The following is a 21,608-nucleotide window of genomic DNA, read 5'->3' as shown; positions in this document are numbered from 1 at the left end:
GGCACACTGTAGAATCTTCTTGGAAAGCCCTGCTAGCTGGTCAAAGTGGTATCGTTAATATCGATCATTTTGATGCAACCAATTTCTCAACTCGTTTTGCAGGTCTAGTTAAAGACTTTAACTGCGAAGAGTATATGACTAAAAAAGATGCTCGTAAGATGGACTTGTTCATCCAGTACGGCGTCGCAGCAGGTATTCAAGCTTTAGATGATTCAGCCCTAACTATTACTGAAGAAAACGCTCCTCGTGTAGGCGTTGCTATCGGTTCTGGTATTGGTGGTCTTGGTTTGATCGAAGCTGGTCACAAGGCTCTAACTGAAAAAGGCCCTCGTAAAATCAGCCCGTTCTTCGTACCGTCGACGATCGTGAATATGATTGCGGGTCACATGTCTATCATGCGTGGCCTACGCGGTCCAAACATCGCGATCTCTACAGCATGTACGACTGGCCTACATAACATTGGCCACGCGGCTCGTATGATTGCATACGGCGATGCTGACGCAATGCTAGCGGGTGGTGCTGAAAAAGCATCGACACCACTAGGTATGGGCGGTTTTGGTGCGGCTAAAGCACTGTCTACTCGTAACGATGAGCCTCAAAAAGCTTCTCGTCCATGGGACAAAGGCCGTGACGGCTTCGTTCTTGGTGACGGTGCAGGCATGATGGTTCTTGAAGAGTATGAACATGCTAAAGCTCGTGGCGCTAAGATTTACTGTGAGCTAGTTGGCTTCGGTATGTCGGGTGACGCTTACCACATGACATCTCCAAGTGAAGATGGTTCTGGTGGCGCACTAGCAATGGAAGCGGCTATGCGTGATGCTGGCATTACTGGTGAACAAATCGGTTATGTTAACGCACACGGTACTTCGACTCCTGCAGGTGACGTAGCGGAAGTGAAGGGCATCAAGCGTGCTCTTGGCGAAGCAGGCAGCAAGCAAGTCTTGGTTTCTTCTACGAAGTCAATGACAGGCCACCTTCTAGGTGCTGCGGGTTCTGCTGAAGCTATCATCACAGCGATGTCTCTAATTGATCAAATTGTTCCACCAACAATCAATTTAGATGATCCTGAAGAAGGCTTAGATATTGACTTAGTACCTCACACCGCGCGTAAAGTTAGCGGCATGGAATATGCTGCATGTAACTCATTCGGTTTCGGTGGTACTAACGGCTGTTTGATCTTCAAAAAGATTTAATCATCTTATATAAGAGTCAAACATCGTAGATAGTCATAATTAGAACTGTTTTTAAACGGCTCGATGCTTTAGCATTGAGCCGTTTCTTTTTATGGGGAAAAACATGTTTTGGGTTGATGGAGAAAGTCAGCAAACTGTCGATATCTTAGATCGCTCGTTTCAGTATGGAGACGGCTGTTTTACTACCATGCTTGTTCAAGATGGCCAGATTCAATATTTTCACGATCATCAGCGTCGTGTTGATGATTGTCTTAAAGCGTTACGCATTTCCGAACTTGATTGGAATACGGTTAACCTTTGGCTCGATAATGCACTTGAACATATCCAACACAATGCGCCTCCTGGTACAAAGAGCCTTGATGGTTCAACGAATCTTCAAGAAAAAAACAAGCCTCATAATGAAAAAGCAGGGCTCAAGCTGCACGTTAGCCGTGGGGCAGGCGGTCGTGGCTACAGTACCAAGAATATCGCCAAGCCAACGATAACCATCAGTACATTTGATTACCCAAGTCATTATTTCGCGTGGCAAGATTCCGGTGTAGAACTCGGTATCTGCCAACAAGCACTGGGTTTGAGCCCATTATTGGCCGGTCATAAGCACAATAATCGCCTTGAGCAAATCTTGATGAAAGATGAAATGGATCAGGCCGGTGAAGTGGATGGCGTGGTTCTGGATATATCAGGTAACGTGATTGAAACCACCATGGCTAATCTGTTTTGGCGAAAAGGGCAGACGATTCACACTCCTCAACTGACGCAAAGTGGCGTTGCAGGGGTTATGCGTAAGCAAGTGTTAACCGCGCTGAATCAAGCTGAACTTTCCGTTACTATTAGTGACTACTGCTTATCTCAACTCATGCAAGCTGATGAGGTTTTCATGACCAACTCCATTTTAGGGGTTGCCCCAGTTACCCGTATTAGTGATACCCAATTCAACATTGGAACCGTTACTCGTAGCCTTCAAGGACAACTAAACTCGTGATCAAAAAGTTATTTATTTTTATTATCTTGTGCCTAATCGCAGCCGTGGCTGCTGGTTTTTATGTTTACAACCAAGCGCAAGATAACCTGAAACAAGTTATTCAATTGGAAAAACCACAAGTTGTTACTGTTGCTTCAGGCAGCAGCTTTAACCGCGTCCTCGCACAGTTGATTAATGAAGGGCTGTTTGAGGCTTCTCCTTACGAGAAATTAATCCGTAAGTTACATCCTGAGCTTGTAGACGTAAAAGCGGGTACATTCCTGCTCGAACCAGGTTTAACCCTAGAACAGGCGTTACAAGTGCTTGTAGAAGGGAAAGAGCACCAATTTACTATTACCTTCGTAGAGGGCAGTCGTTTTGATGAGTGGCTTGTTCAGCTAAAAGACAACGAATTCATTCAGCAGACGTTGAATGATGTTTCTGAAAAAGAGATCGCACAAAAGCTTGGTATCGAAAATGAAAAGCTTGAAGGTCTTTTCTTAGCGGAAACGTATCACTACACCTATGGCACAACGGATTTAGATTTGTTGAAACGCGCCCACCGAGATCTAATGAACGTGGTCAATGATGAGTGGGAAAACAGAGCCGATAAGCTGCCTCTTAAATCGCCGTATGAAGCTTTAATTCTTGCGTCTATCATCGAAAAAGAGACTGCTGTCGCTTCTGAGCGTGAGCGTGTGTCTTCTGTGTTCGTTAACCGCTTGAACAAGCGTATGCGTTTGCAAACTGATCCAACGGTTATCTACGGCATGGGTGCTAGCTACAAGGGTAATATTCGAAAGAAAGATCTACGCACACCAACGCCGTACAACACCTATACAATGAGCGGTTTACCGCCAACACCGATCGCGATGGCGGGTAAAGCGTCTATCAACGCGGCTCTGAATCCAGAGAAGAGCAACTACCTGTATTTTGTTGCGAGTGGAACGGGCGGTCACGTATTTTCAAAGAGTTTGACTGAGCATAACCGTGCAGTACGAGCTTACTTAAAGCAATTAAGAAAAAACAAATAAAGAAAGAATTATGAATCAGTCGAAATTTATCGTGGTTGAAGGCCTTGAAGGTGCTGGCAAAAGTACAGCAATCAATGCCATCGTTGAGACATTGAAAACAGCCGGTGTCGCTGACATCGTTAATACTCGTGAACCCGGTGGTACCGTGCTTGCCGAGAAGATGCGCTCGTTGGTCAAAGAAGAACACGAGGGCGAGAAGCTTCAAGACATGACTGAGTTGCTGCTGATGTACGCAGCGCGTGTTCAATTAGTAGAAAACGTCATCAAGCCTGCACTAGACAGTGGTAAATGGGTGTTGGGTGATCGCCATGATATGTCATCTCAAGCTTATCAAGGTGGTGGTCGTCAGATCGCACGCACTACGATGGAATCACTGAAAGAAACCACGCTAGGCGGTTTTAAGCCAGATTTAACACTATATTTGGACCTAGACCCTAGAGTCGGGCTAGAGCGTGCTAGAGGTCGTGGTGAGCTTGATAGAATCGAAAAGATGGACATCTCATTTTTCGATCGCACGCGTGAGCGTTACTTAGAAATTGCAGGGCAAGACGATTCTGTACTCGTGATTAATGCACAGCAAGAGCTTGAGCAAGTAGCCGCTGATATTAAAGTCGCGCTCAGTGCTTGGCTCAATAAACAGTAGGTAGTCATGGCTGAAGTGTATTCTTGGCTCACACCGGTATGGAGTGAGTGGAAAAAAAGTCTCGATGCAGAACGTTTTCCTAACTCTGTGATCGTTAATGCGCCTGAAGGGCTTGGTGTGGAAGCGCTGGTTAGCCAACTTACCGATGCATTGATGTGTGTTAATTACGAAAGTGAAGCGTGCGGATTTTGCCACAGTTGTGAACTGATGAAGTCGGGGAGTCACCCGGATTTCCATGTGATCGAACCTGAGAAAGAAGGTAAATCGATTACCGTTGACCAAGTGCGTGCGAGTAACCGCTGGGCTCAACAATCGTCACAGTTGGGTGGCTTGCGTGTCATTTTGCTGAGTCCGGCTGAAGCGATGAATGAATCGGCGTCTAATGCGCTGTTGAAAACACTGGAAGAACCTGCGAGTAATTGTATTTTCATCCTTTCAACGCGTAACAGTAATCGCTTAATGCCAACTATTCTTAGCCGTTGCCAGCAATTTAATGTGGTGTGTCCACAATTAGATGCAGGATCGGCATGGTTAAATGGAGAAGTCGGTAAAACGGTTCCTCAGTACATACTGACATTGAACGACAACGCCCCCCTGAAAGCGAAAGCAATGTTTGATCAAGGTGGCGTCGAAGCTTCAACAAAAGCGCTCGATGGCTTTGTGAATGTGATAAAAGGCACTCAACCCGACATGCTGAAGTTCTCTACAGAGCTTAGCAAAGACCCTTTGATTCAACTTAGCTGGCTTTGGCATTTATTGTCAGATGTACAAAAGCTGCATTTTGGTTTAGCTAATCAGGCTATCATTCCGAGTGCGAAAGCACTGTGTGAGGTGATGTCTTATCAAAGTGCTTATGCAGCGTCGAATAAACTGCTGATATTGATTGAGCAGTTCAAGCTACACCCTGGGCTCAATACGGAGCTACTCATAATGAATTGGCTGATAGCCACTTGCGAGGAAACATGTTCGTAGATTCCCATTGTCATTTAGACAAACTGGATTACCAAGATTTACACACCAGCGTAGAAGACGTGGTTAATAAAGCGAAAGCAGCCAACGTTGACCAACTGCTTTCTGTCGGTGTGACGTTGGATTCGTTTGAAAACATGCTTGAGATGATCTCGCCGTTTGATAACGTTAAGGCTTCGTGTGGCGTTCACCCTCTCGACGTAGAGAGCGACTTCTGTTTAGACAGAATGCGTGAGTACGCGAGCAACCCTAAAGTGGTGGCGATTGGTGAAACTGGCCTAGATTATCATTACCAACCAGAGACTGCAGAGCTACAACAGCTCAGGTTCAAGCAGCACGTTGAGTTGGCTGTTGAGCTTAATAAACCTTTGATCATCCACACGCGTAACGCGCGTGAAGATACGTTAGCTATTTTACGCGATGGTGGAGCAGAGAAGTGTGGTGGTGTGATTCACTGCTTTACTGAAGATCAAGCGTTCGCTGAAGCGGCAATGGAATTAGGTTTCTATATCTCGATCTCAGGAATTGTGACCTTTAAACAAGCCACAGAACTTAAAGACGTTGTGAAAAACCTACCTCTAGATAGGTTGCTGATCGAAACGGATTCGCCATATTTGGCGCCAATTCCATATCGTGGTAAAGAGAATCAGCCTGCATATGTAGTCGAAGTTGCGGCTTATATCGCCCAGTTAAAAGGGGTATCAATGAAAGAGGTTGCTGAACAAACGACCAAAAATTACCAAAAACTTTTTTTGCGATAGAAATCTAACTAAACAAACAAAAGGGAGCGAAAGCTCCCTTTTTGTGTTTTTGATCACCAAAAATGCGTTTTTTTTTAATGTTTACGGAATATGTTGAACTTGAGAGCGTGAATTGCAACATTTGTAATTTTGTTACTAAAAATAACATTACCCTCTATTTTATTTACTCAGTAAAATAATAGAGGGTGATTATAATTTGTTTGTTTTTCAGTTAGTTAGTGGGTTGTAAAGCATTGCATTTCTATATTTGACATGTGATCCAAGACGTGTTTTGAAACTAAATTTCGTAAGTGACTAGAAAGTTAGTTCCCCATCAATATATATTTAGCGGCAGAAAATATAATGCAATACATGGTTACATTTTCACTGGGTGCTAACATATAGGCTACGGGGGTGTGCCGTTAGGACCCATATAATTATTTTATCTTTATCAGGAGCATAAACATGTTTAAGAACCTTTTTGCTAGCCTGCAGAAAGTTGGTAAGTCTCTGATGCTACCAGTATCAGTTTTACCAGTTGCGGGTATTTTGCTAGGTGTCGGTGCAGCAGACCTTCCTTTCATTCCAGAAATCGTTTCAAACTTAATGGAACAAGCGGGTGGTTCAGTATTCGGTCAAATGGCACTACTGTTCGCAGTAGGCGTAGCACTTGGCTTTACTAATAACGACGGTGTAGCTGGTCTAGCTGCTATCGTTGGTTACGGCATCATGACTGCTACACTAGGCGTAATGGCTGGTGTAATGGGCGTTGATAAAATCGACACTGGTGTACTAGGTGGTATCCTAGTCGGTGGTGTTGCTGCTTGGGCATTCAACCGTTTCTTCCGTATTCAACTACCAGAGTACCTTGGCTTCTTCGCTGGTAAGCGTGCTGTGCCAATCATCACAGGTTTCTCTGCGATTGGTCTAGCAATCCTACTATCTGTAGTATGGCCACCAGTTGGCGGCGCTATTTCTGCGTTCTCTGATTGGGCTGCTCACCAAAACCCACAAGTGGCGTTTGGTATCTACGGTATCGTTGAGCGTTCTCTGATTCCATTTGGTCTTCACCACGTTTGGAACGTACCTTTCTTCTTCGAAGCTGGTACTTGTGTAAATGCTGCTGGCGAAACTCAAAACGGTGTTCTTACTTGTTACCTAGTTGCTGATGACGCATCTCGTGCAGCGGGCAATGGCTTCGGTCAGCTAGCTGGTGGTTACATGTTCAAGATGTTCGGTCTACCTGCTGCTGCAATCGCGATTGCACATTCAGCTAAACCTGAAAACCGTGCTAAAGTAATGGGCATCATGGCTTCTGCTGCGTTGACTTCATTCCTAACGGGTATCACTGAACCAATCGAATTCTCATTCCTATTCGTTGCTCCTGTACTGTACGCAATCCACGCTCTATTAGCTGGTTCTGCATACGTTCTTGCGAACACTCTAGGTTTTGTACACGGTACATCTTTCTCACACGGTCTAATCGACTTCCTAGTTCTATCTGGCAACGCGTCTAAGATGGGTCTAATGGTTGTATGTGGTGTTGCTTACGCTGCAATTTACTACATCGTATTCCGCACTGTGATTAAAGCACTTGACCTTAAAACTCCGGGCCGTGAAGACGAATCTGAAGAAGAAGTAGTTGCTACAGGTTCTGAACTTGCTGGTGAGCTAGTTGCTGCATTCGGTGGTAAAGCGAACATCACTGGTCTTGACGCTTGTATTACTCGTCTACGTGTTGCAGTAGCTGATACCGCTCTTGTTGACCAAGACAAACTGAAGAAACTAGGCGCTGCAGGTGTTGTTGTAGTTGCTGGTGGCGTACAAGCTATCTTCGGTACTAAGTCTGACAACCTTAAGACAGACATGGATGAGTGGATCCGTAACAACGGTTAATTCGCTGATTCAATAAATTGAAAGGAGGCCTTACGGCCTCCTTTTTTGTTTTCTGCAATATGCAAAATATCCTCACGCTTAAGCTCTTCTTACTCAACTAGTTCTACTCAACTCTATGTGTTAAAGGCCGATACCGAACCTTGAGCACCAGTTCGCTTTTACCTAGCGATGACACCTCTCTTTGTGAACCCAGTACACTATCATTTTTAAAAACAGTCTGAGAATATTATGAAACATCGTTATTTGATCGGCCTTATGTGCTGCAGCGGAGCCGCGTTTGTGCATGCTTCTGAAGCTCCAGATTTGGAAGTTGGATTAGCCATAGACCAAGACCTGAGTGTCGTTGTCGAATTTGATCAGAAATACCGTGCCACGATTGGCAACGACGGTGCTGCATTTGACTACATTTTGAAGCGTGGTCAGTTTGAGGCTGAAGCTCCGTTGAGTTGGTATGTCGGTGCAGGTGCTTGGGCTGAGTGGAATAATGATTTTGGCTTACGTTTGCCTTTAGGTATTAAAGTGAATTTCTACGAAGGTTGGAATGCGTACGTGCAAGTTCACCCTGAGCTCGACATGTATAAAGGTGTTGAATTACAAGTGGGTGGTGCACTGGGTATCACCTACAAGTTCTAGGTGATGAGACAAAAAAATGCCAGCTTAGTAGCTGGCATTTTTGAATGGTTTAAATAAGGTTATTTCTGTTTGTCCATTGCACGCTTTATGCAAATTGCAGCACCACCCCAAGTGATACCAAGACCAAGAACCATCATAATAATCGCACTCGTTGTCATGATTATGCTTCCTTCTTACTTGTCATATTTATGATAATGCCAATCGCTAGTAATCCTGCGATCATTGCCCAACCAAGAGTCAGGTCGTAGCCACCGTAACCGTCTGTAAACAATGCGCTTAGTTTTGTTGCAAGAATGATTGCAAGCATAACTGGAGTGACGAAGCGTAAACATACGTTAAACCATACGCCAATAGAGAAATCTGAAATCTCATTGACGTACGCACGTACATCGCTAACTTTGTTTAGTAACCATGCCATTAGAAGGATTTCAATGAATCCGCCTACCATGATGCCGACGTTGTTAGCGAAGTGATCGACTAGGTCTAGTAGAAGTAGGCCGCCGTTAGTTGCAAATGCCATAGACACCACAACACCAACGCCAATAACAATACTTGCTGCTTTTTTACGGCTCCAGTTCAGCTTGTCCATAATTGCAGATGTTACTGCTTCCATAATTGAGATATGAGAGCTTAAACCAGCCACAACAAGTGCAAAGAAGAATAGTGGACCCAGAATATACGGTGCTGGAAGTAAATTAATCGCAGCAGGTAGCGTAACAAACGCAAGGCCAACGCCTGCTGATACAACTTCAGTTAATGGTTTACCTTGTTCTTGAGCCATGTAGCCAAGAACAGAGAAAATCATAATACCCGCAAGAATTGAGAAACCACAGTTGATAAGAACCGTCATGAACGCGTTGTTCGTAATATCTGATTTTTCAGGCAGGTAGCTTGAGTAAGCCAGCATGATCGCAAAACCGATACTTAGCGTGAAGAAGATTTGTCCATAAGCAGCAGCCCATACTTTTACGTCCCAGATCTTGCTGAAATCAGGTTCGAACATGTAGTTCACACCATCTAGAGCACCAGGAAGGAAAACCATGCGTCCGATAAGCAAAATCACCATTATGAACAACACTGGCATCATTACTTTAGAAGCACGTTCGATACCAGCTTTAACACCACCCACGATAGCTGCATAAGTGATTGCCCAAGCGAGTAACATTGCGCCAGCGATGCCCCATTGGATGCTACCTAGGTTCGTCGGTGAGTTATCACCTAGAGCTAGATATTCACTGAAGAAGAATGCGTTAGTGTCTGTTCCCCAGCTTTGATTGAATGACATACCGAAGTATGAAATTGCCCAACCGATAACGGCAACATAGTAGACCGCGATGACAGCCGCTACACCCACTTGGAACCAGCCAAGCCACTCAAATTTTGAGTTGATGCGCGCTAAGGTTGCAGGTGCAGAGCCACGATATTTTTGACCCATACTGAACTCTAGGATCATAAATGGGATACCAGCCGTAAGCATGGCAAATAGATATGGAATGAAAAAAGCACCGCCGCCATTTTCATAAGCCATATATGGAAAACGCCAAATGTTTCCTAAACCAATAGCAGATCCTACTGCGGCAAGGATAAATCCTGCTCGGGATCCCCACTGTTCTCGCTTCATATTTAACTCCTTTACAACTTCCCTGAGGTATGAAGCTTCTCGTCACGCTGTGCTTGGTAAGGAGATGATAGTTAAAACAGGCAAACGGTTTGACTGTTTACTTTATCTTCCGTGATTAAGCAAAAGTTTAGATTATTATGTTGTTAGCGATTGGAGAACTCAGCGGATAATTCTTAATTGTTTGATGTGTGTTTGCATAACCTGAAATATTCAGCTGATGCGTGCTAATGAGCCTACCTAGTTAGAATGGTTAAAGCAATAGATTAGGTATGTTTAATAACTGTGGTCTTATGGTCTTTAAGATGTTAAATGATGGTTATTTTAGAGGTATGAATTGGTTTGGGGTTTTCTGATTGGTTTATGTGTCTAATTTTTTCTGTTTTATTAGGTTATATGACTTTATTTAAAAGTAGAGCGTATGACTGAAATTCATACACTCTATAGTTGAACTGACCAACTATTCGGAGGTTCTATTGGTATGAGATGGTCATCGATACTTAGAAAGTAAAACTCAGTCCGACATTGGCTTGGAATTGGTTCATCCAGTCGGTATCAAAGCGGATGATGCACTCTTGCCCGTTACTTGGGATGTTACAAACACCGGAGGTGTCGTTATCGACAACGGTACCTAACCAACGTAGTTGTGTGTTTAACGCTAATCGGTCACTAAATTTGTACTCTAAACCACCAAAGATAGAGGTTGAGAACCCATACTTATCTTTTGCCCAGTCTACATCGACGTAAGAAGCACCAAGGCCTAATCCCAAATAACCAGACAACACAGAAGAAGCTGGGTAGTAAATGCTACTTTGAAAGTGCAGGTATTGGATGGAGGAGCTTAGGTTGAGTGTTTCTAATTCAGAGCTTTGATTAGAATAGAAAAAGCCGATGCGTCCTTTTTCAAATGGCGTTTCAATCGAAAAGGTGTAGTTTTCAGACCCTTTCATATCATAGGTTTTACCGTCCTGGTCTTCGACACTGCCACCGCCTGTATAGCCCACCATCGGAGTAATGATGATCTCCGGCGAGGCATATACGCTCGAAACGGAGAGAAGCGTAATCAGTGCCATTATATTTGCTTTGTTATTCATGAGTATATCCTTATCCATACACTTACTAATTGTGATGGTTACATCAATATTGTGCGACTAATTTCGACGATTCTTGAAGATACTTCACACACCTGATAGTACTTAAATAGAGACTCGACAAATTAATAATAAGACAGAGGTGTCTATGGACCATAATCTGAAAAATGCCCTACAAATAACGGTTGTCATCTACGCAATCATTCTCTCATTTGGCTTTATTGCAATTGGTAGTTAATACCATTTATTGCGAGGCTGGGTTTTTATACTCAGGGAATAATGAATAGTGGGATTATAACCAATATTGATACAGCAATAGACTTAGATTATTACGCTAAGTTTATTGCTGGAAAAACAGCACTGGTCGCCCAAGGTGGTGGACAGAGAAGTATTTTTACTTCTGGAGTGCTGGATGCCTTTCTTCTTTCAAATTTTGATCCCTTCGACGAGTTTTTTGGTACCTCTGCAGGTGCTCTTAATTTGTGTGCTTATCTGTGCCGCGATAAAGGCCTTGGCCGTTCTTTCCTTCTCGACCTCACAACATCACCTGAATTCTTCAATCTCTTTTCTTATATACGACACAGAAAGAACCTTGGATTAGAATGGGCCTTAGAACAAATCATGGCTTACCCATATAAGCTTGATTTGGATTTAGGACGACAAACGCTAGGCGAGCGCCATTTCTATGCAGCCGTCACGGATTCTAAAGACTTACGAGATCACTACTTCCCAGTATTGGGTGAAGATTGGTACAAAGTGATGATTGCAACCTGTGCGATCCCTCGCTTATACAATGATGAAATCTTTATTGGCGACAATGCTTATGTGGATGGTGGTGTATCAGCTTGCATCCCGGTTCAAGAAGCGTGGCGTAGACAAGCCCGTTCCATTGTTGTGATCCGAACTGAGCCAGCGTTAGAGGAAGAGGTTCAAGCTAACAGTACGCGATTAGAAACACCCAAACCGATATCAGCCGAAGAACTGGAATGGTTCCGCGAATCTTTTGACAGTGTTCAAGGTCATTGGCAACAAAAAGTGGAACAGTGGAAAACCGATTGGAGCTCGTTCTTTCAACAACAAATTCTCAGCTCAAAAGAACAGAAGCGCGACAGATCACATTTGGATTTACTGAATGGTGGTCGATGGTTATTCGGGGCGGATGACATCTATAGATTAAGTCATTTAATTGGTGATAAGTTTGATTCCGGCTTAGCAGATATGCTGATGGTGCATTACCAAACTTACTCATTGACTCAGGATTTTTTGAACTCCCCACCAGACGATGCTTTTGTCGTGCAAATTGCCCCGAGTAAGCCGCTGAAATCCAATTCATTAATGAGTAATAAAGAAGATTTACTGCACGATTATGAATTGGGTTTAGAAGCCGGTTACCGATTTGTTGAAACTTATACCTCTACGAAAAATGCCCGCAGTTCACACATGCCACAGTTGGCAACCATTGCTGCTGAGAAGTAATGCTTGAGGTTGATTAATAATATTTGAAGTTGATGAGTTAGCATGCTGTGAGCTGATCGTGCTGTTTAAACTGATCGTTAGTGAGTCGTGCTCTGAAATGAAAAGGGTTATTGAACTTGGTTCGATAACCCTTTTTTGTCATGAGATTAGGCAAATCGTTTCGCCTTACGGGCAAACATTAGGTGACAGGCAAGATTCTCATACAGTTGGTTGATCCCGCCACATCCATAATGTCGCCTTGAGTGACGATAACGAGATCGCCAAACTTAAGATGCTCTTGCTCTTTTAGGCAGGTGAGCGTAGATAGGGCAATGTCAAAACTGTCTTTGGCTTCTGTCTCGAAGTAGATAGGTGTTACACCTCGGTACAAGGTGCAGCGATTAAGTGTTCCTTCGTTACGAGATAGTGCGTAGATAGGCATATCTGCACTTAGACGAGACATCATCAGTGCAGTACGGCCTGATTCAGTGAGAGTGACTACGCCTTTAATGCCTTCCATATGGTTTGCCGAGTAGATAGTCGCCATCGAAACGGTTTCTTCGGCGGTCACAAACGTGCGGTCAATTCGGTAATTGGATTGGTTGTTAATCCCCGCCATTTTCTCAGCACCAATACACACTTCAGCCATCGATTTTACGGTTTCGACCGGGTAATCACCTGCAGCTGTTTCACCTGAAAGCATGACCGCATCTGTTCCATCAAGTACCGCATTGGCAACGTCCATGACTTCGGCACGGGTTGGCATTGGCGCTGAAATCATCGATTCCATCATTTGAGTTGCGGTGATCACCGTTCGGTTAAGCGCTCTAGCACGACGTATAAGCTGTTTTTGTACTCCGACCAATTCAGGGTCGCCAATTTCGACTCCGAGGTCACCACGAGCTACCATGACCACATCTGAGGCCATTATGATGTCATCCATGTTCTCAACAGTGGCTACCGTCTCTGCTCGCTCTACTTTTGCTACAAGGTGAGCTTCTAAACCTGCTTCTCGTGCGAGTTGACGAGCGTAGTGCATGTCTTCGCCGTTGCGTGGGAAAGACACCGCAAGGTAATCCACTTTGATTTGTGCGGCGGTGACGATGTCGCGCTTGTCTTTTTCTGTCAGCGCTTCTGCGGACAGGCCGCCGCCTTTCTTGTTTATGCCTTTATTATTCGAGAGAGGGCCGCCAATGATGACTTCGGTATGAACGCGACAACCTTCCACTTCGGTTACTTTTAGCTGTACACGACCATCGTCTAGCAGCAGGATGTCGTTAGCTGAAACGTCGTTAGGTAATTCTTTATAATCAAGGCCGACCGCTTGTTGGTTGCCTTCGCCTAAACCAAGGCTACTGTCGAGAGTAAATTGGTCACCAACGGCAAGTTGGATTTTGCCATCTTTGAATGTTGACACTCGAATCTTGGGACCTTGTAAGTCACCGAGAATAGCGATCTGAGTACCAAGTTTTTTGGCTATTGCTCGGACATTTTCTGCACGTTGTATATGGTCGTCGCTAGTGCCGTGAGAGAAGTTCATACGGACGATATTGGCGCCGGCTTTGATGATCTCTTCAAGCACGTTACCTTTATCAGTAGAAGGGCCTAGCGTTGTGACGATTTTCGTTTTTCTTAATTCGGCTGTCATGAATACTCCTAGAGTGAGGCCAAGTAATCTTTTAAAAGACTTAATTAAGTATATGCATTAATTGATTATTTATTGGGAGCTAGGAGGATATTTCTTTATTTGTATCCAATTATTGTATTCAGGACTCAATAACGATGTTTCATTAAGAAAATTAAGTCTCAATTTATCGATGTAGGTACTAATTTTTCTCGAACTATTTGACTAGATACACAAAGATTCATGTATATACGTGATACGGGTCACGGCGATATACCAAGTGACTTCACAATTACTTCGCAAAGTAAAAAAATTACCGCGTTGATGATTTCTGGAGCGTAAAATGTACATGGCTCAACCGGGCCATATTGATCATATCAAACAGGTCAATGCTGGTCGTGTATATAAACTAATTGACCTTAAAGGTCCTATTTCTCGTATCGATCTGTCCAAGCAAAGTGAGTTGGCCCCGGCGAGTATTACTAAAATTACCCGTGAACTCATTGAAGCTCACCTTATTCACGAAACGACGGTTCAAGAAGCCACGACTCGTGGGCGTCCTGCTGTCGGTCTGCAAACCAATAACGAAGGTTGGCAGTTTCTGTCGATGCGTCTTGGTCGTGGGTATCTCACTATCGCGCTTCATGAATTGGGCGGCGATGTACTTATCGATACTAAGATTGATATTCATGAACGTGACCAAGACGATGTACTTGCGCGTCTTCTGCATGAAATTGATGAGTTTTTTCAAACTTATGCCGAGCAACTCGATAGGGTAACAAGTATTGCGGTTACGCTACCTGGGCTTGTGAATTCTGAGCAGGGAATTGTGTTGCAGATGCCACACTACAACGTTAAAAACTTAGCGTTGGGTCCTGAGATCTACAAAGAAACAGGTCTACCTGTCTTTATTGCCAATGATACCCGAGCGTGGGCATTAGCAGAGAAGCTGTTTGGTCACTCTCAAGATAACGATAATTCCGTTTTGATCTCGATTCACCACGGTGTAGGTGCAGGGATCATTCTCGACGGCCGAGTATTGCAAGGTCGCCACGGTAACATCGGTGAGCTAGGTCATATTCAGATCGATAAACAAGGCAAGCTTTGTCATTGTGGTAATCATGGCTGTTTAGAAACGGTTGCGAGTTCACAGGCTCTCCGTGAGCAAGTCAAAGAAAGATTGGCTAATGGCGAGGCATCATCACTAACGGCGTTTGAAGATGTCAAAATTGAACAGATCTGCGCTGCTGCTGCTGATGGTGATCCACTGGCTGTTGAAGTGATTGAACAGTTAGGTCGTTACTTAGGTGCCGCGATAGCGATTGTGATCAACCTTTTCAATCCTGAGAAAATCTTGATAGGTGGTGTTATCAATCAGGCTAAAAGCGTGTTGTATCCTGCGATTCAAAAGTGTATCGAAGAGCAGAGTTTATCGGTTTACCATCAAGATTTAGAACTGGTGGAATCTCGATTCTATAAACAAGCCACCATGCCAGGTGCTGCGCTTGTTAAACAAGCTTTATATGATGGCCAATTGTTAATGAAAGTGATTGAAGGCTAACCCTTTTTTTATCGTTTTTAGCCTTCCTTTAACCCTTTCCATGCACTTAAACTATGTATAACAGCATTTGTTGTACTTAGTTTAAGCATCTGTGTATTTGCGCTTTGCTTTAACCTATCGAATTAGGCTATTGTAGCCACAGTTATTATTTGTCACTAAGGTGTTGTATGTCTGGCGTTTTAAATTCTGTTGATCAGAGAACTAAACTCGTCGGTGAAAACCGTCTGGAACTCTTGTTATTTAGCTTAAATAGTCGCCAACTATTTGCGATTAACGTATTTAAAGTGAAAGAAGTCTTAAAAGTGCCTGTACTCACTCGCTTGCCAGGCTCTCACCATCATATTACGGGTGTTGCTTCTTTACGTGGTGAATCTGTACCTGTGATTGACTTACGCAGTGCGATTGGTTTCCCACCATCACGTGATGAGACTCAAGAAAACAACTTGATCATTACCGAATACAACCGAACCGTACAAGGCTTCTTGGTTGGACAAGTTCGTAATATCGTGAATACGACATGGACAGAAATCCAACCGCCACCAAAGACTACGGGTCGAGCAAACTATTTAACTGCTATCACGCATATCCAAGAAGAAGAGCAGCACAAAATCGTTGAGATCATCGATGTTGAAAAGGTGTTAGCGGAGATCATCGACTACGATGTGTCGATTTCTGACGGTGTTCTAGATCAGCAGTTAGCGAATGAAATGGTTGGCCGTAATGTACTTATCGTGGATGATTCTTCAACAGCACGCAACCAGATCAAAGGCACCTTGTCGCAACTTGGTTTGAACATTATCGAATGTTGTGACGGCTTAGAAGCACTGACTTTACTTAAGAAGTGGTGTGATGAAGGCAAAGACATCAATCAAGAAATACTATTGATGATCACCGATGCTGAAATGCCAGAAATGGATGGCTACAAACTGACTCATGAAGTTCGAACTGATCCTCGAATGCATGACTTGTTTATTACGCTAAATACTTCATTAAGTGGTAGTTTCAATGAAGCCATGGTTGAGAAAGTAGGGTGTAATCGCTTTATTTCTAAATTCCAACCAGACCTCTTAGTTGAAGTAACTCAAGAGCGAATGCGTCAGATTTTGTAATTAATGCAGCTGTACGGTTTGTTTCGAATGACCTTGGCGAAAACGTTTGCTAGTATTTGATACAGCATGTTTTTTAACAAAATATGCTCAACTACTAACGTAACTTTTCATGCACAATCTAAGGTAGTTCCTCTGAATGATATGGTTAACGTCTAAAGTCGTCATGACTTTGAGCTTATTACTGTATAGGGAATTTAAGAAAAGACGTACGGAAGCGGACGTTGAGGTATAACTCAACAACTTGAATTTAAGGGAAGCGGATGCTTCCCTTTTTCGTTTCTAGCGTTTCTTGGAGGGCAACTTGATTCGTTAATGAAAATCTCGGGATTTGGTGTTCAAACCAATAATGTCATCGGTAATATCGATGAGTTTACCCGCTATAACATGCACAACTTCGCCTTCCTTTTCTAATATGCCTTGTACTTTTAACGCTTTGGCTGTCAGATAAGCTTGCTGTTGAGAGCGCGCGGTTGCTCCCCATACCACGACATTAATATTGCCCGTGTTATCTTCTAATGTAACAAAGGTAACACCTGCCGCGGTTCCGGGAGCTTGTTTTCCTGTGACTAATCCAACAACCGTGACCATAGATTTGTGTCTTTGCTGTATTAAATCCTTCATGTGTGTGAATCGACCTAATCGTCCCGCTTCTTCTAGCAAAGTGATTGGGTGTTTGTTCAATGAAATTCCGACACTGGTGAAGTCTTCGAGTAGATCTTGCATCTCATTGGGTTTGTGCAGTGCATGTTCGTCATGTCCATCCCCAACATCGTCATAGACTTGGCTAAACAGAGGTAAATCAGAAGCGGAGTCCATGATTGCCCAGCGAGTCTGGAAGCGGTCTCCCGATACGTTATGTAGCGCATTGGCCGATGCCAGTAGCTCGATATCTTTCTTATTCATCGATAACTGTTTCACCTGGCTAGGGTGGCGATAACCGGATTGTGGCCGATTGGCGAGCACGCTTTGAATCCCATGTTCGCTGAATCCTTTGATTTGTCGCAGCCCTAAGCGAATCGCTAAACCATTCTGATGAGCGATGACAGTGTGGTTGTCTTGTGAGGCGTTCACACATACCGGAAGAACTACCACATTGTGTCGTTGTGCGTCTTGTACCAACTGTGATGGGCTATAAAACCCCATAGGTTGGCTATTGAGCAAGGAAGTATAGAAGCATTCTGGGTAGTAGCATTTCAACCAAGCTGAGCAATACGCTAACACCGCAAACGAAGCCGAGTGACTTTCAGGAAAACCGTATTCGCCAAAGCCGCATATCTGTTTAAAGATCTGCTCAGCAAATTCTGTCTCATAGCCACGCTTTTGCATTCCCTCGATGAGTTTGTTTTTAAACTTAAAGACGTTGCCATTTTTCTTCCAAGCGGCCATCGCGCGTCTGAGCTGATCCGCCTCTCCACCTGTGAATCCTGCGGCAACCATCGCGAGCTTAATCACTTGTTCTTGGAATATCGGCACACCCAAAGTGCGCGACAGTACCGACTCCACGTCTTTAGATGGATAACTGATTGGCTCAATACCATCTCGGCGCTTTAAGAATGGGTGAACCATATCGCCTTGAATAGGCCCAGGACGTACGATAGCAATTTGAATCACCAAGTCGTAATAAGTCCTTGGTTTGAGCCTTGGCAGCATGCTCATTTGCGCGCGTGACTCTATTTGGAAGATCCCGACGGTGTCTGCTCGCTGAATCATGCCGTAAACCTGAGGGTCATCCTTAAGGCGGGTGATCTCAGCAATGGTCAGTGATCGCCCGTGAATGCGTTTGATCAGGTCGAAACATTTACGAATCGCAGAGAGCATACCTAACGCGAGTACATCAACTTTCAGCAGCCCCAATGTTTCAAGATCATCCTTATCCCATTGAATTATGGTTCGATCGTGCATAGCCGCATTTTCGACGGGAACCAATTCATACAAAGGCCCAGAAGAGATCACGAAGCCGCCAACATGCTGAGACAGGTGACGTGGAAAGCCGATGATCTCATTAACCAAATGGATAAACTGCTGTCCCTTCAAAGAATCAGGCTGTAGCCCCAATTGAGTGAGCTGAGCCTGCCAACCTAAGCTTTTGTCCCTGCGATTGGTGTTCTTTATAAAGTAATCAAGCTGAGTTTCTTGTAGCCCTAAAGCTTTGCCGACATCTCTGACCGCGCTTTTAAAGCGATATGAAATGACAGTTGCGGCAAGTGCTGCACGTTCTCTACCGTATTTTTTGTAGATGTATTGGATGACTTCTTCACGGCGCTCGTGCTCAAAATCGACATCAATATCGGGCGGCTCATCGCGCTCTTTACTGATGAAGCGTTCAAATAGCACTGAGATTTGTCTTGGGTCGACAGAGGTGATCTCTAGGCAGTAACAGACCACGGAATTGGCCGCTGAACCTCGACCTTGGTAAAGAATGCCTTGGCTTTTGGCAAATATGACTATGTCGTGAATGGTGAGAAAAAAGAAAGGGTAGTCAAGCGCGTCAATTAGCCTCAATTCTTTATCTATGATTTGTTGAATGTCATTAGGTACACCTTGCGGGAAGCGAGCTCGTTTTCCCTTTTCGACTAACATGCGTAGGTAGCTCATGGGTGTCTCACCTTGAGGGATCAGCTCGCTTGGGTATTCGTAGCGCAAGCTATCTAAATCAAATTCACACAGCTCAGCGATTCGGTTGCTCTCTTCTAGCCACTCAGCTTTGAATATATGAGAGATCTTATTGATGCTGCGTAAACAGCGCTCGGCATTGGCGAGTAAGTGATTGCCCACTTCGGTAATGGGCTGTTGGTACTTTATTGCAGTGAGTGAGTGCTGTAAGGGTAAGCGGTTCGCGTTGTGCATCAGCACGCCACCACAAGCTGTAATCGGCAGTTGGTGATGTTGTGACAGCTCAACGCAGTAATCTGTGTATTGCTGGTCGGTTTGCTTTAGGTGTCGTTGTAAGCCGATCCAAAGCCGACCTGAATGGTGCTGGGAGAGCCATTGCCCCCAGTGCGCGTCTTCATTTTTCTGTTGAGGAAACCAAAGAATGAAGCAGTGCTTAGCCGACATGATATCCCACTCAGAGAGCTGATAATGTCCTTTGCTGCTACGACGTCTCGCGTTGGTAATAATACGACACAGCTCGGCATAGGCCTCTCTATTTGGGCATAGCAAAACCACTTGGCACTCTTCATTTAACCAAAACATGCTCCCGACAATTTGCTTGAGCGACAGTTTATGTTGCTTGATTGCTGAGTGAACCTTAACGATGCCCGCGACTGAGCACTCATCAGTAACCGCGAGTGCTTTGTAACGTAAGAAGTCGGCCTGTAAAACAAGCTCTTCCGCATGCGAAGCTCCCTCTAGAAAGGAGTAATTACTTTGGCAAAATAGCTCTGAGTATTGCTGAGACATAACGTAATCTCACTTAACCATTGCGAGTGAACATGATTGAAAAGGGCGTTTAAATTGAGTAAATGGTGCGGGTTGGCGATTCAACTTTTGTTGGTTAGCTAAATAAGCCGTGCAAAAACCACTGTTTATCTGGTGTTCTAAATACCCATAACCATCGACCGTTTTCACTGTGAGCAATAAAGTAGTCACGAATGATTTTTTCACCATCCCACCAGCCAGACACAATGCGCTCAGGGCCTTGAAATAAGGTGACGCTTTCGGTTAAGGCTTCGGGCTCTGGCAGTAAAATACTGGGCCGGAGTCGTTGTTGATGGACGTTGAGAACTATGGTTTGTTGCTCGCTCTCTGGGGGCGTTTGCTTTTTTGCCACAGACTTACTCAGTGTTGGGAGCGAATACTGATTGGCCTTTTCTGGCCTTGGATCGTGCAGTATTTTGGGAGTCTGAATACAAGCTTGCCCGAGCTTTGCTTGAAGCAGCGAGAGCAAATCTAGCGCAGCAAGCGTTCCTGTATTGCCATCGAAAAGATCATGGTAGGCGACTTGCGGTTCTCCATGACGAATCAAAGAGAGAGTCAGCCCCTGTACGGGTGCTGTTATCTTCAGTGACTCTAAGGTTAGATGCGTTAGGTTTGCCCATTTGACAGCAAGGTAATCGCCCTGCGCGGAATAAAAAGAGACAGGGTGGTCGTCTTTATCCCTTAGGTGCAAAGTCAGCGTTAACTCGAAAGCCACTCGGTCGCGTAACCTCAAAAAACACTCGAGCTGATTCAACAATTTCAGCAAAGGCTTTTCGATGAACAGGATGTTTTCAATATCAAACAGCAGCTCCAAATATTGTTGGAAACTCTCTGGTGGGTGATAGAAATCAATCGGGTGCTTGAACTGCCCATTAAGACGACCAACATAGTTCACCAAGTCGATATCAAAGCGGCGCGCGACATCTTGCAAAGGCAGTTTCAATAAGTCTTTAACGACATTGATACCAACACGATTCAGGCGCTCAACTTGTTTAGCAGGAAGTTCGCTTGAACTCAGTGCTTGTTGGTTAACCCAAGCTTTCATCTGCTCAACATTGTTCGTCGCTTGGTTGATGGATTGTTTGCCTAAAAGGATTGCAGAAAGCGGCGAATAACCTGTAGCAAAGCTGAACTGGATATTGAGCGTTTCTAAATGGCTTTTGAGTTCATGCCAGTAGTTATCTAGCCCATCATAAAGCGACAGCATGTTAGAGGCCTTAATCAATAATCCATTGGGTGGCAGTAAAGCCATGTCAGAAGTGACCAAATACGCCCATTGAGCGATCTCTTTGAGCTTACTTTTTTCTAGCTCAATACTGTAAGGGTGGACGTGTAAGTTGTGACACAGCGCCGCCGCAGACCCTAGCCCCATACCAAGTGAAATTCCCGATTGCAGCGCAGCTTGGTTAGCTTGCAGCACACGGTGATCTTTTTCATCCACGATGATAATAGGTTGCTCGTGTAACTCTTCATTAGAGTGAACTTTCTCGGAGTTAGATAGCTCAGAATTAAACAAGGTATCCAACTGCAGAGATGGAAAGTGCAGATAAAGCCATAACATACGCTAGCCTTGCTTCGCAATAGGGAAAGCAAGCACAGTGTTACCAGACAACGCATGAATTGAGTTGTTTTCATCGATGACTTTTTCTGTGAGTAACGGC

The 21,608-nt window shown here is 44.3% G+C and carries 18 protein-coding genes and 1 pseudogene; 12 read left to right on the top strand and 7 right to left on the bottom strand.

From position 1 onward, the window contains the following. From fabF to MED222_RS00520, 8 genes are all read left to right on the top strand, one after another. Positions 1–1,193, top strand: a 1,193-nt coding sequence (gene fabF, locus MED222_RS00485) for a beta-ketoacyl-ACP synthase II (protein ID WP_009848978.1), incomplete at its 5' end; no start/stop codon positions are given. A 103-nt stretch (positions 1,194–1,296) separates the two neighbouring features. After that, positions 1,297–2,175 carry an aminodeoxychorismate lyase gene (gene pabC / locus MED222_RS00490; protein WP_009848979.1) on the top strand — a complete coding sequence of 293 codons (879 nt, stop codon included), beginning with the start codon at positions 1,297–1,299 and terminating at the stop codon, positions 2,173–2,175. Further along, positions 2,172–3,188 carry an endolytic transglycosylase MltG gene (gene mltG, locus MED222_RS00495; protein WP_009848980.1) on the top strand — a complete coding sequence of 339 codons (1,017 nt, stop codon included), beginning with the start codon at positions 2,172–2,174 and terminating at the stop codon, positions 3,186–3,188. The genes pabC and mltG overlap by 4 nt, the downstream gene beginning before the upstream one ends. A 10-nt stretch (positions 3,189–3,198) precedes the next feature. Beyond that, positions 3,199–3,831, top strand: coding sequence for a dTMP kinase (gene tmk / locus MED222_RS00500; protein WP_009848981.1), 633 nt, complete (start codon positions 3,199–3,201; stop codon positions 3,829–3,831). Between the two features lie 6 nt (positions 3,832–3,837). After that, entirely contained in the window at positions 3,838–4,803 is a 966-nt protein-coding gene (locus tag MED222_RS00505) for a DNA polymerase III subunit delta' (protein WP_009848982.1), read from the top strand. Next, positions 4,794–5,561 carry a TatD family hydrolase gene (locus tag MED222_RS00510; RefSeq protein ID WP_009848983.1) on the top strand — a complete coding sequence of 256 codons (768 nt, stop codon included), beginning with the start codon at positions 4,794–4,796 and terminating at the stop codon, positions 5,559–5,561. The genes MED222_RS00505 and MED222_RS00510 overlap by 10 nt, the downstream gene beginning before the upstream one ends. Before the next feature lie 444 nt (positions 5,562–6,005). Further along, the gene (gene ptsG, locus MED222_RS00515) at positions 6,006–7,436 is read left to right on the top strand and encodes a PTS glucose transporter subunit IIBC (RefSeq protein ID WP_009848984.1); all 1,431 of its coding nucleotides are present in this window, start codon (positions 6,006–6,008) and stop codon (positions 7,434–7,436) included. 228 nt (positions 7,437–7,664) lie between these two features. Further along, complete coding sequence (locus MED222_RS00520; protein WP_009848985.1) at positions 7,665–8,069, top strand: hypothetical protein; 405 nt, start codon at positions 7,665–7,667, stop codon at positions 8,067–8,069. A 59-nt stretch (positions 8,070–8,128) separates the two neighbouring features. Here MED222_RS00520 and MED222_RS22150 read toward each other — a convergent pair whose 3' ends face one another. The 3 genes from MED222_RS22150 to MED222_RS00530 all read right to left on the bottom strand — a co-directional run bounded on the left by MED222_RS22150 (position 8,129) and on the right by MED222_RS00530 (position 10,781). After that, positions 8,129–8,227: a methionine/alanine import family NSS transporter small subunit gene (locus MED222_RS22150; protein WP_009848986.1), complete on the bottom strand. Its 99-nt coding sequence runs from the start codon at positions 8,225–8,227 to the stop codon at positions 8,129–8,131. A 2-nt stretch (positions 8,228–8,229) separates the two neighbouring features. Beyond that, positions 8,230–9,690, bottom strand: a complete 1,461-nt coding sequence (locus tag MED222_RS00525) for a sodium-dependent transporter (RefSeq protein WP_009848987.1) — start codon at positions 9,688–9,690, stop codon at positions 8,230–8,232. Positions 9,691–10,187: 497 nt separating this feature from the next. Beyond that, positions 10,188–10,781, bottom strand: a complete 594-nt coding sequence (locus MED222_RS00530) for a hypothetical protein (RefSeq protein ID WP_009848988.1) — start codon at positions 10,779–10,781, stop codon at positions 10,188–10,190. A 145-nt stretch (positions 10,782–10,926) separates the two neighbouring features. On the opposite strand from MED222_RS00530, the gene cydH reads away from it, so the two are divergent. Further along, complete coding sequence (gene cydH / locus MED222_RS22380; protein WP_102248935.1) at positions 10,927–11,016, top strand: cytochrome bd-I oxidase subunit CydH; 90 nt, start codon at positions 10,927–10,929, stop codon at positions 11,014–11,016. A gap of 41 nt (positions 11,017–11,057) precedes the next feature. Next, positions 11,058–12,254: a patatin-like phospholipase family protein gene (locus MED222_RS00535; RefSeq protein ID WP_009848989.1), complete on the top strand. Its 1,197-nt coding sequence runs from the start codon at positions 11,058–11,060 to the stop codon at positions 12,252–12,254. Between the two features lie 178 nt (positions 12,255–12,432). Here the strand turns inward: MED222_RS00535 and pyk are convergent, their stop codons facing one another. Beyond that, positions 12,433–13,881 carry a pyruvate kinase gene (pyk, locus tag MED222_RS00540; RefSeq protein WP_009848990.1) on the bottom strand — a complete coding sequence of 483 codons (1,449 nt, stop codon included), beginning with the start codon at positions 13,879–13,881 and terminating at the stop codon, positions 12,433–12,435. A 319-nt stretch (positions 13,882–14,200) separates the two neighbouring features. On the opposite strand from pyk, the gene mlc reads away from it, so the two are divergent. Together mlc and MED222_RS00550 are read left to right on the top strand one after the other, a co-directional pair. Continuing rightward, on the top strand, positions 14,201–15,418 hold the full coding sequence (mlc, locus tag MED222_RS00545) for a sugar metabolism global transcriptional regulator Mlc (protein WP_009848991.1): 1,218 nt from the start codon (positions 14,201–14,203) through the stop codon (positions 15,416–15,418). 167 nt (positions 15,419–15,585) lie between these two features. Then, positions 15,586–16,527, top strand: a complete 942-nt coding sequence (locus MED222_RS00550; RefSeq protein ID WP_009848992.1) for a chemotaxis protein CheV — start codon at positions 15,586–15,588, stop codon at positions 16,525–16,527. 309 nt (positions 16,528–16,836) lie between these two features. Here the strand turns inward: MED222_RS00550 and MED222_RS00555 are convergent, their stop codons facing one another. The 3 genes and pseudogenes from MED222_RS00555 to MED222_RS22375 all read right to left on the bottom strand — a co-directional run. Continuing rightward, positions 16,837–19,929 carry an error-prone DNA polymerase gene (locus MED222_RS00555; RefSeq protein WP_009848993.1) on the bottom strand — a complete coding sequence of 1,031 codons (3,093 nt, stop codon included), beginning with the start codon at positions 19,927–19,929 and terminating at the stop codon, positions 16,837–16,839. A 94-nt stretch (positions 19,930–20,023) separates the two neighbouring features. Next, positions 20,024–21,508, bottom strand: coding sequence for a Y-family DNA polymerase (locus tag MED222_RS00560; RefSeq protein ID WP_009848994.1), 1,485 nt, complete (start codon positions 21,506–21,508; stop codon positions 20,024–20,026). Between the two features lie 3 nt (positions 21,509–21,511). Further along, positions 21,512–21,608 (bottom strand): annotated as a pseudogene (locus MED222_RS22375) (translesion DNA synthesis-associated protein ImuA); the annotation flags it as partial.

The organism is Vibrio sp. MED222, from assembly GCF_000153005.1.
GTDB classification, from domain to species: domain Bacteria; phylum Pseudomonadota; class Gammaproteobacteria; order Enterobacterales; family Vibrionaceae; genus Vibrio; species Vibrio tasmaniensis_A.
Note: the sequence above shows the minus strand (reverse complement) of the source record. Positions and strands in the feature narration are given on the sequence as shown.

Excerpts from the sequence above, each read along its gene's own strand:
- pabC (WP_009848979.1), top strand. The coding sequence starts at position 1,297 with ATGTTTTGGGTTGATGGAGAAAGTCAGCAAACTGTCGATATCTTAGAT.
- tmk (WP_009848981.1), top strand. The coding sequence starts at position 3,199 with ATGAATCAGTCGAAATTTATCGTGGTTGAAGGCCTTGAAGGTGCTGGC.
- MED222_RS00505 (WP_009848982.1), top strand. The coding sequence starts at position 3,838 with ATGGCTGAAGTGTATTCTTGGCTCACACCGGTATGGAGTGAGTGGAAA.
- MED222_RS00510 (WP_009848983.1), top strand. The coding sequence starts at position 4,794 with ATGTTCGTAGATTCCCATTGTCATTTAGACAAACTGGATTACCAAGAT.
- ptsG (WP_009848984.1), top strand. The coding sequence starts at position 6,006 with ATGTTTAAGAACCTTTTTGCTAGCCTGCAGAAAGTTGGTAAGTCTCTG.
- MED222_RS00520 (WP_009848985.1), top strand. The coding sequence starts at position 7,665 with ATGAAACATCGTTATTTGATCGGCCTTATGTGCTGCAGCGGAGCCGCG.
- MED222_RS22150 (WP_009848986.1), bottom strand. The coding sequence starts at position 8,227 with ATGACAACGAGTGCGATTATTATGATGGTTCTTGGTCTTGGTATCACT.
- MED222_RS00525 (WP_009848987.1), bottom strand. The coding sequence starts at position 9,690 with ATGAAGCGAGAACAGTGGGGATCCCGAGCAGGATTTATCCTTGCCGCA.
- MED222_RS00530 (WP_009848988.1), bottom strand. The coding sequence starts at position 10,781 with ATGAATAACAAAGCAAATATAATGGCACTGATTACGCTTCTCTCCGTT.
- cydH (WP_102248935.1), top strand. The coding sequence starts at position 10,927 with ATGGACCATAATCTGAAAAATGCCCTACAAATAACGGTTGTCATCTAC.
- MED222_RS00535 (WP_009848989.1), top strand. The coding sequence starts at position 11,058 with ATGAATAGTGGGATTATAACCAATATTGATACAGCAATAGACTTAGAT.
- pyk (WP_009848990.1), bottom strand. The coding sequence starts at position 13,881 with ATGACAGCCGAATTAAGAAAAACGAAAATCGTCACAACGCTAGGCCCT.
- mlc (WP_009848991.1), top strand. The coding sequence starts at position 14,201 with ATGTACATGGCTCAACCGGGCCATATTGATCATATCAAACAGGTCAAT.
- MED222_RS00550 (WP_009848992.1), top strand. The coding sequence starts at position 15,586 with ATGTCTGGCGTTTTAAATTCTGTTGATCAGAGAACTAAACTCGTCGGT.
- MED222_RS00555 (WP_009848993.1), bottom strand. The coding sequence starts at position 19,929 with ATGTCTCAGCAATACTCAGAGCTATTTTGCCAAAGTAATTACTCCTTT.
- MED222_RS00560 (WP_009848994.1), bottom strand. The coding sequence starts at position 21,508 with ATGTTATGGCTTTATCTGCACTTTCCATCTCTGCAGTTGGATACCTTG.